The sequence below is a fragment of the Pseudoalteromonas sp. AOP7-A1-14 genome, assembly GCF_052376275.1.
Taxonomy (GTDB): domain Bacteria; phylum Pseudomonadota; class Gammaproteobacteria; order Enterobacterales; family Alteromonadaceae; genus Pseudoalteromonas.
In genome coordinates this window covers 21,310-31,442 of the sequence record NZ_JBQSVO010000030.1, presented here as the reverse complement: position 1 = coordinate 31,442, position 10,133 = coordinate 21,310, and the positions used below count along the sequence as shown (strand labels likewise).

General features: G+C 40.5%; 6 protein-coding genes. 2 read left to right on the top strand and 4 right to left on the bottom strand.

Annotated elements, in window-relative coordinates; genetic code table 11:
* Positions 1–1,043, bottom strand: a 1,043-nt coding sequence (locus ACT3RM_RS07085) for a winged helix-turn-helix domain-containing protein (RefSeq protein ID WP_441995164.1), incomplete at its 3' end; no start/stop codon positions are given.
* Between the two features lie 348 nt (positions 1,044–1,391).
* On the opposite strand from ACT3RM_RS07085, the gene ACT3RM_RS07080 reads away from it, so the two are divergent.
* Positions 1,392–4,418: a TonB-dependent receptor domain-containing protein gene (locus ACT3RM_RS07080; protein ID WP_441993023.1), complete on the top strand. Its 3,027-nt coding sequence runs from the start codon at positions 1,392–1,394 to the stop codon at positions 4,416–4,418.
* A gap of 101 nt (positions 4,419–4,519) precedes the next feature.
* Here ACT3RM_RS07080 and zapE read toward each other — a convergent pair whose 3' ends face one another.
* Complete coding sequence (gene zapE, locus ACT3RM_RS07075; protein ID WP_441995162.1) at positions 4,520–5,629, bottom strand: cell division protein ZapE; 1,110 nt, start codon at positions 5,627–5,629, stop codon at positions 4,520–4,522.
* Positions 5,630–5,997: 368 nt separating this feature from the next.
* On the opposite strand from zapE, the gene rsuA reads away from it, so the two are divergent.
* Entirely contained in the window at positions 5,998–6,696 is a 699-nt protein-coding gene (gene rsuA / locus ACT3RM_RS07070) for a 16S rRNA pseudouridine(516) synthase RsuA (RefSeq protein WP_441834209.1), read from the top strand.
* 63 nt (positions 6,697–6,759) lie between these two features.
* Here the strand turns inward: rsuA and ACT3RM_RS07065 are convergent, their stop codons facing one another.
* The gene (locus ACT3RM_RS07065; RefSeq protein ID WP_441834210.1) at positions 6,760–7,542 is read right to left on the bottom strand and encodes a YggN family protein; all 783 of its coding nucleotides are present in this window, start codon (positions 7,540–7,542) and stop codon (positions 6,760–6,762) included.
* Positions 7,543–7,686: 144 nt separating this feature from the next.
* The gene (locus tag ACT3RM_RS07060; RefSeq protein ID WP_441995160.1) at positions 7,687–10,116 is read right to left on the bottom strand and encodes a zinc-dependent metalloprotease; all 2,430 of its coding nucleotides are present in this window, start codon (positions 10,114–10,116) and stop codon (positions 7,687–7,689) included.
* Between the last annotated feature and the right edge of the window lie 17 nt (positions 10,117–10,133).

Sequence of the window (10,133 nt, the reverse complement as noted above, 5' to 3'; positions counted from 1 at the left end):
GCAAGAATAAATAGCTCTTCGTGGCCTGTTGGTAAATTACGTGAAACCACTAATTGCTCACCTGTAGGAGAAAAAGCCACTGATTCATCATAAAAATTACATGCTTGGCAAGCAACCTCCGTGACGGAATGATCATTAAGATTTATTATTTTAAGCTGGGCAAAATTATTTATTTGTTGGCCGTTATCAGCACTACTTCTAGGTCCTAAAAAAACTAACTTATCACCTTGGTTAGTTATATCGAGGTCGCTACTTAACGATTCAATACACTTAGCCAGTTTGGTTATTTTACCGCTACTAATCACTTGCTCAACCAGTTGACACTCACCACTGGATTGATATTGATAATAATAAATCGACTGCGCGTCATGGCTAAACACGACTCGCCCTTCAATTGCTTGGTTATCAGTAAGCGCAATAGATGCTTTATTGGGTGATAATAAATCATGTAAGTAAAGGTTACGTTGGCTCCCTAATCGCCGCCATGAGTAAGCTAAGTAATGGTTATCTTTCGATATGGTCGGAAACAGCTCACGCCCGGGACTGCTAGTAATGGTTTCAACATGTTCACTAAGGGATTTTTTATTTATGGGGGAATTGTCCAGTGACATACTCGTAATAACAGCGCTTATCAATGCGAGAGTTACGGCTAATATTAAAAACCAATAACGCTTAAATATCCCGTTATTAACAGGCACAGCTTCATATTGATCATTACTTACATAGTGAGGGAGCTGCGCTAATCGATAACCAGTTTTGCGCAAAGTATCAATATAATCATTATCTGGATCAAGCTCTTTAAAGGCTTTGCGTACATGCCAAATGCCATTCGTTAGGGCTTTTTCACCCACAAAATGATTGCCATCCCAAACGTTATTTATTAACTCTTCACGCGTGACAATCTCTGGGTAGCGAGAGGCTAGAAAACCAAGCAGCTCAATAAATTTAGGTTGCAACACGCGCTCATCACCATTACACGTCAGCGTGTTTTCAAGCACATTAACTTGACATATTCCAACTGAAAATGGCTGTTCAATACTCATAAATAACGTGTTTACACCTTAAATTTAGACATCTAGAAGGATAACCTTTATTTGCTAAGAAAAGCAAAGTAACGCGATAAGCTACATGAACACAATTTAACATACTTGTAAAAAATTATCACAACCGTCTGATTATAAAAGAATAGATATTTAATAGATATAGAATAGGGATATAAACGAGACGTCATTCATTGTGTTTTATTTCACAATTACTTACAACTAATTTCGACAAACCCCATCAGCTAAAGCATTGGTCGTAGTACTTTGAACTGCCCGTCAAAGTGACCAATGTTTTAGCTTTATAAAAATAAAACATAACAACTAATAAACAATAAATAGGGAAACTGCATGATCCAGTTATCAACAAATAAGTGTGCATTAGCACTCGCAATCACAGCATGCTTTTCAAGCCAAGCCATTGCTAATAATGCTGAAATTGAACGCCAAGCCACTGCATCAAAACATAGCACTGCAGAAGCAAAACTAGAAATACCAGAAAAAATAACGGTTACAGGTTCACGTATTAAACGTGATAGCTTTTCTGTCGCCACACCGCTGGTAACCATGGATCGTTCTGCTATTCAAGATACTGGCTTAGGTAACTTATCAGATGTATTAATCGATAACATGCCAGCACTGAGCCAGAGTATCGGTAATACCACCAGCCAATCGAGTATTTCAGGCACTGGGCTTTCAACAGTGCAATTACGTGACTTAGGTGCTAATCGTACATTAACACTCATTGATGGCCGTCGCGTTGTGTCTAATAGCTACGGCGGTAATTACGTTAGTTTAAATACTATTCCTAGCGGTATGGTTGAGCGCGTTGAAATAATTAGTGGCGGAGCCTCTGCTACATATGGCGCTGATGCGGTTGCTGGTGTGGTTAATATAATTACCCAGTCAAAAAAAGAAGGCTTAGATTTTCAAGCCCGAGGCGGTCAAACCACAGAGGGCGGCGGCAAAGAATTTACGCTTGATTTAAATTACGGTACATCATTTGGCGATGACCGTGGTTACGTCTTTTTTAGCTCAAACTGGGATCGCGACTTTGGCATGACCTTCTATGACCGCGACCGCGCGCAAATAGAAGCATCGCACAGCTATGATGATGAGCTGATGTGTAACCAAATGAATACCGCAACCGGTTATCAATGCATGAGGGATATCAGCCAAGCTGATTGGATGAGCAAAAGCGACGGTACCTTAGGCGGTGTATTTTTAGAAAACAGTAAAAATGACACTCAATTTTGGTACGACGGCCAAACACTCCGTGATGACTGGAAAGGCAACGAAGAGGTTTACGGGATCAACTCAAGTAAATATGTAATGCTTGATGTACCCAGCGATAATTTATCTACTGCAGTAAAAATCGATTACGATTTGACTGACGATATCATGGCTTATGGCCAAATTCAGTACAGCAAAAGTGGCTCGTTCAATAGTAAATCTCCTGAAGACGAGTATGAAGGTGCTGCTGTTCCTCGCTATGACGCTGTAACAGGCGATCCAGTTGCCGATATTGCACCCGGTTATATCCCAATTGATAACCCGTATGTACCGCAACAAATTATTGATAGTAACCCGTATAAAGACCGTATTTATTGGGACCGTCGCTTTGGCGAGGTAGGTAATATTAGTACTGATAATGACCGTACAACAATTCGTACTTGGGCAGGCCTGCAAGGCACAATGTTTGACCATGAGTGGGATTGGGATGTATCAGCAGGCTATGGCCAGTTTAAGCAACACCAAGTGCGTAATAACGAATTAAACACGGTACGTGTAAATCAAGCGTTGCAGGCAGAGCAATTAGCAGATGGAACCATTCAGTGTATTGATGCTGACGCTCGCGCACAAGGTTGCGTTCCGCTAAATCTATTTGGTGAGGGTTCTATTACACCAGACATGGCTGATTGGATCCGTACGAATCCGATTATTGATACTAAGATTCAACAATACACCTTAATGGGCTATATCACCGGCGACTTATTTGAATTACCAGCGGGCAATGTATCTGCCGTATTTGGTGGTGAATATCGTAAAGACTCGCAAAGTTTAGATACGAGTGAAGACATGAAAGTCGGCGGGATCACATTTAACGTTGTACCCTCTTTTGATGGTGAAGTAGAAGTCTACGAAGCCTTCGCAGAGCTGGCAGTTCCACTTTTACAAGATGCGCCGCTAGCAAAAAGCTTATCAGCTGAAACCTCTTTACGTTTAGCTAATTACAGTATGGAAAACGTCAATACTGTAGCCAGCTATAAACTCGGTTTATTATGGCAACCCGTTGATGGTTATATGGTACGTGCTAACTATGCACGTGCTCAGCGTGCACCAACTATCACCGAATTAATGTCGCCACCACGTGGCGATTTTGACTCATATGATGATATTTGTGATGGTTTAACGGCTACATCAACTAAACCTGGCCATGCTAATTGCCGCCTAGAGCCAACGCTTGCGAATCAGCTTGCTGAAAACCCTGATTTTGAGTTTGAAAGTGAAGACAACAACTACTCACCCGGCACTGGTAACCCTAACTTAAAAGAAGAAACCGCTGATACTTACACCTTTGGCGTAACATTAGCACCTGAATTTTTAGGTGGTTTTAACCTTGCTATTGATTACTACGACATTGCCATCGTTGATGCAATTGACGAGATCAGTAACGAAAATATTATGTCCGAGTGTTATGACTCAGAAGCTGCATGGGGCGATGATAATGAGTTTTGTAATGACATTACCCGAAATAGCGAAGGTAATATTATTAAAATTCTACAACGCGAATATAACTTAGATGAACTCACTGCACGCGGTTATGACGTAGTCGCAACCTATAAGGTTGATATTGGCAACTACGGTAATATTTCACTTAAAGCTGATTACAACCACGTCATTGAAAATTCACAAACGTATGAAGGCTTAGACGGCAAAGATGTCACCACACAGTATGCAGGTTATGGTCGTACGAAAGATAAAGCCGCCATGTCATTAGTATGGAGTATGGATGATATTCGTATTCGTTGGCGTACAAACTACTTAGGCTCATTTAAAGCTGATCAACAAGATGAGGAAGATTACTTAGATGCTATAGCAGCAAACGACGAACGCTGTGCAGCAAGTGAAGCTTCCTGTGTTGCAAACCCCGAGCCGCTAAAGTATCAAGACTATGGTTCATACCTAAAACATAGCTTATCTGCTTCTTACACCATGGCGTTAACAAGCCAGAGTGACTTACGTATATTTGCTGGCGTTAATAATATTTTTGATAATAGAGGCGCATTCTACCCAGGTGGGCGTGGTAACTACTACACCGAATATGGCGGTGGCGCTGGGCGCTATGTGTACTTAGGTGCGCAATATAGCTTTTAACTAATTCATTAAATAAGCCAAGGCTTATTTAATGTTCCAACTAGGTTGTTATCAAAGGCATGTCTTGCAAGAGCATGCCTTTTATCTTTTTTAACTGCTAGCTACCAGCTTTGCATTTCAACTAACCGCGACTCAGTACGACGATATTCAAACGCCAAACGTTTACCTTGATACAGCATTGCTATATCCACGTCAGCGCTAATAACCACTAACTTACCACGGTCGTAAAACTCATCTATTAAAGCAATAAACCGTCTGGCTTCATCATCGAATTGATGTTCTTGTAGGTCTTGTTTTTCGCGCTGGTAGCTATCTTCAATACCATGCACTATTTGCTTAGCGCTAGCATTTTTGCCCATAACTGGCACTTTACTTATGTATAAGCGGCTAAAGTGCTTGGCTAAATAAATATAATCTTGAGTACTGCGTGCGCCAGAGCATAGCGCCATAAAGTCAAACATAATGGCTTTGTTACTTTTTTGCATAATTGGCACTTGCCGATTACAAATTGTGATACTGCCATTACTTTTATCAGCGGGAGTAAATGCATTAAAGTGCGCGGTTAATAATGCTGGCTCAGCCTTTATAAAGTAATAGTTATGATATTTGCCAAAGCGAAAACGATGATCAACCTGCCCCGCAACATTAAGCACCTTGCAATGTTGATTAATCAAATCGATAGTGGGTAAAAAACGCACTCGCTGTAAACCATTATAATATAGTGCAGCAGGTGCGCAATTTGACGTAGCAACCAACACAATTTTCTTAGCAAACAATGCCTTAAAAAGTCCAGCCATTAACATCGCATCTGCTATATCAGAGACAAAAAACTCATCAAAGCAAATTAACCGAGTTTGCGTTGACCATTCTTTAGCGATGAGCTCTAGCGGGTTTTTAATACCTTGCAGTTCATTTAAGCGCTGATGTACTTTAACCATAAAATGATGGAAGTGTAGTCGTGTTTTTTGTGTAACTGTAACCTGCTCATAAAACACATCCATCAGCATCGACTTACCACGCCCCACTGGGCCATATAAATATACGCCAGGTATGAAAGGCTTCCTTTGCCACCATTTATGTGGGGTTTGTAATTGCCCTGCCAGTTCATCAAGCGCTTTAACAGCGGCAAGTTGAGCTTGATCTGGCTGTAATTTACCAGCTGCAATTTGCGTTTGGTAAAACGCATCTATAGGCCCACAGACTGTTGTCATAATTTGTCGCTATTTTATAAAAACTAAAGCATTGTAGCGGACTAAAAATGCGACCCCAATAAAAAAGCAAACGTTTTTAGTCGACTCTGTTCAACTAAGCCATTATTTACCTTGTTTATAAATAGACCCCTCTCTAGCTGAATATTAAAGAGTTGGTTAAAGCATAGCTCAGGAATAAAGAATTAAATTATCTTCCTTTATCACTGCTGTACTTTAGCTGATAAACAATAATAACCAAAACTAACAACCTCATCCCAATGCAATTTAATGAGTAAAGTAACAAATAAAGACTTATTGGCATCGCTATTATGGTTTATCACTATCGTTTATAATTACTGGTATTGTTGTCGATTAAAGAAGTAAATCAAATGAAATTCCCTTGCCGCTTAGATAAATTTATCAGCCATTTAGCAGAAACAACACGCACCCAAACCCGCGCAGGAATAAAGCGAAAAGCAGCCACCATCAACGGAGAAGTAGCCACTAGATTTGATCAACCAGTAACCCAAAATGACACTGTCGTATGGCAAGGTGAAACGCTCAGGTATTTAGGTAAACGCTATTTTATGCTTAATAAGCCGGTGGGCTATGTTTGCGCCAACAAAGATAACCTACACCCAACAGTATTCGACTTGCTTGATGAACCCAATTTAAGTGACTTTCATGTTGCTGGGCGACTTGATATTGACACCACGGGTTTGGTACTTATTACTAATGATGGTGATTGGTCCCATCGAATTACCTCACCGAAGCATAATAAGCTTAAAACATATTTACTTGAAGTTGCTGAGCCACTAACAACAGAAGCTGCTGAGTTATTACGTGATGGTGTACAATTACATAACGAAAAAGAACTAACCAAGCCAGCTATTGTTGAGCCAATTGAAAGCTATAGTTTACGGTTGTCTATTTGCGAAGGAAAATACCATCAAGTAAAGCGCATGCTTGCTGCCGTTGATAATAAAGTAGTTGAATTACACCGCGAGAAAATAGCCAATATTATCTTAGATGATAATTTAGCAGCGGGTGAATATCGTCAACTATCTACCAATGAAATCAATATCTGAACGCTTATATAGATGCAAAGAAACATGCCTTACATTTTTTAGTAAGACTGTTAGTAATAAGATTTAAGATTTGATTTCTACGAGGTCGAAATCGCTCATACTAGGAACAATAGCCTGTAGCTTAGATTCAGTGGCATCTAAGCTATTTAAGCACTCACAATACTCTGCAGCTTTAAGCTCTAATTGCTGAGCTTTTTTTTCTAGTGATTTATCAATTTCTTGAGTAATGATATCCATTCGTTGTCCCATATCATTGATACGGTCTTCAATATTACCTTCACGAGATTTAAACGCATCACCTAAAGACATTAATATAGCGCCTAATGAACCATGTACGGCTGAGTGAATTTTTTGGCTGATTTCTTTGGTAAAAAAATCATCTATTTTTGATAGCGACTGCGGAGCAATAAAAAAGAAGTCATCACCACGTTTAAATTTATCCATCAACGCACGTTCAACATATTGTAGCTGGGTTTTGAGTACTTCAGGCTCTTTATCAGACATTCCTTCAACCACTTGCTCTATAGCACTCAGCCCTAGGTTTACACCATCTGTAGCAAGATCAACAAGTTCTGGAACTGTGTCTCGAATACCTAAACTAAACTGCTCTACGACCTTACTTTCTTCAGGAGTTAAGTCAACCAATGAACCACGAATAAACAATTGATTATTATTGTTTATTTGTACCCGAGTTTGGCCTTTGTCGACGATACGAATAACATCATCAGTAATTATTAAGCCGTGGCTGAGTTCAACATCACATTGTTTTTTAGGAAGAACTGCTGCACTGGAAAAGCTTGCAAAGGCAATGGTCATCGCTAGCAACGAACGAGATAATAACACCATACACACCTCTGCAACTCTTAATTTGGGAGGCGCTTAGGTTATCAAAAAAACACTTTTATGCAAGAAAAACTGATTTTATGAACCAAGCACCATAGCCGCGACCTCACATCACGCTTAAGTGATCATAGCAAACCACACTTCCCTTTAAATAGGTGAACCCGGCGGAATAGGAAGCACTTTAAAGTTTTCAGGCCACTTGCCATTGTCTATAAATAACTGAACTTGGTCTGCTAAATATTGCTTAAAGGCACTATCACCAACACTAATATCAGATAAAAACGATTCTTGCTGATAGTCTTGCACTAGTTTGCTAAGGTAATAACTAAGCTGTGCTTGGACTTCAGGCGCGAGTTTATTGCTAGCAACTAAATCAGCCATTTGCTTTGCTGTTAATAACTGTACTCGCTGAATCACTTTACCCGTCATCCCTGTTGATGACTTTTGCTCAAAGGTTTGGGTATAAAGCTGTTTAAGTAAGCTGTCTAAACTAAAAAATGCTTTACTACGTGCTTGTTGTTGAGCAAGGCGATTCAAACGTTCAGGGTTTAATAATAACGATAAACTATGCTGCGCGGCCACTTCAGGCAGTGCCATAGCATCTAAAATAAGCCCAGTACGACCAACGATACTTTCCCGTGATTTTTTCTCGCCATACGCTTTAGGCGGAATGAGTGCCAATATTGACTCAGGCAAGACTAAATTCTCAGCGTGTAAAGTGGCAAGCAATGCATCCAATGCGGCTTGCTGGGTTTGCTTAACGACTACCTGTGCACCTTTTACGGGTTCCTCACCACGCATTTCATAATCATAGTCAACACCCGCAATTAACTTAACGGCGGCTTCGACCTGATAACGATGAAATAAATACAACGGCACTAGCATTTCTTCAAGCTGTGAAAGTGCAGTACCCGCTTTTATGTTATGTAAACCAAAACTAGCCAAAGCATGTTTACGCACTTCAAGCACACGCATTAGTTCATCACTTGGAGAAGTGCCATTATCCCATAAATGGGCTGTTGGATGTGCTCCCCCCTGAGCGCGAGCATCACGATCTGAAATAAACTCCAACCCTTTACTTTTATTTTCAGCTAGAATAGCAGTCAGCTCGGCACTTTCATCTTGATTGGTGAAGTCACTATAACCATATTTGATTACTTGTGTATCCCACACACCCATACCGTGCGCGTAACCTCGGCTTACATCAAGCTCATTGTTATCGTTATAACTAAGTAATGGGTGCGGGTAGTCCATCACGGAGGCTCTGTCTGCTACTGAGGCAGCAAAATTATGAGCAATGCCTAAGGTATGACCAATTTCGTGAGCACTTAACTGACGAATACGATCAAGCGCCATCGCTTGTAACCGTGTTGTTACTTCATCACCTTCAATATAGGGGGCGGCGAGCGCTTCAGCAATCAGAATATCTTGACGAACCCGTAGCGATCCTAACGTTACATGTCCTTTGATAATTTCACCCGTACGTGGATCAATCACTGATGATCCATAAGACCAACCACGCGTTGCACGATGCACCCATTGAATTACGTTATAACGGATATCCATCGGATCGGCATTATCTGGTAGCACCTTAACTACAAAGGCATTTTTATAACCTGCCGCTAAAAATGCTTCATCCCACCATTTAGCGCCATCTAATAACGCCGTTTTAACAGGCTCAGGTACACCGGGGTCTAGATAATAAATAATCGGTTTAACCGGCTCGCTAATAGGTAAGCTGGGATCTTTTTTACTAAGTCGATGGCGCGGGATAGTCCGCACCAGCATTGATTCAGTAAGCGCAGTAGCATAATCTTTATGCTCAATGCTCCAATAGCCTGATTGCGGGTGGAATTTACGCGGGGTATAATTATCATCAGGCAGTTCAATCAATGAATGATGCTGATGTACAGTTAGGGCATAAGGGTCAGCACTTACCTGGCGAATATATTTTCCAGGTTGTGAGCCTTTAAAAGTAAGTACTGCTTCAAGTTCGGTGTTTTTTACAAACGCTTTAGAACGATTCATTTCAACCGCGCTGCGGCTTTCATCTAAACTAAAGTGACCTTGTTTACGCGCCGCTAAGGTGCGGCTAACACCATGCACGTCACTTAATAAATAAGGTGTGTAATCAATTAACAAAGTATTTTCGCGCTCAGCAACCACTTTAAACCCTGCTAAAATGCTCGATGCAAAAGCCTCTTTTATACTTTGTTGCTCGGATTTATTACTGGTGTTTGCGCGATAGTAAGTATTGAGGGCGCGCAACATTACCTTATTGCCAAAGTGCTCAAACTGCACTAAATGTGTATCACCAAGCTGACCTCGATCAAGGCCTATATCGTTAGAGCCTACCCCATAAGGCAAGCTTTGTTGTAACAAAAAAGGTTGTTTTAGTTTATCTACCTGTAAATAAATTTTTCCGCTTTCAGTATCGTAATAAAATGAAAAGTAGCCTGGAAAATGATTCATTTGCTGAGTAAAATCATTTATGGACTTAATTGCTGCCTGCGCATGAGGTATCATAGTCAGTAGCACAGTGAAGAGCATGTAACGTATCAATGGTATTTTTTGCATAATCTTATCTTTGTTAT

Excerpts from the sequence above, each read along its gene's own strand:
- zapE (WP_441995162.1), bottom strand. The coding sequence starts at position 5,629 with ATGACAACAGTCTGTGGGCCTATAGATGCGTTTTACCAAACGCAAATT.
- ACT3RM_RS07080 (WP_441993023.1), top strand. The coding sequence starts at position 1,392 with ATGATCCAGTTATCAACAAATAAGTGTGCATTAGCACTCGCAATCACA.
- rsuA (WP_441834209.1), top strand. The coding sequence starts at position 5,998 with ATGAAATTCCCTTGCCGCTTAGATAAATTTATCAGCCATTTAGCAGAA.
- ACT3RM_RS07060 (WP_441995160.1), bottom strand. The coding sequence starts at position 10,116 with ATGCAAAAAATACCATTGATACGTTACATGCTCTTCACTGTGCTACTG.
- ACT3RM_RS07065 (WP_441834210.1), bottom strand. The coding sequence starts at position 7,542 with ATGGTGTTATTATCTCGTTCGTTGCTAGCGATGACCATTGCCTTTGCA.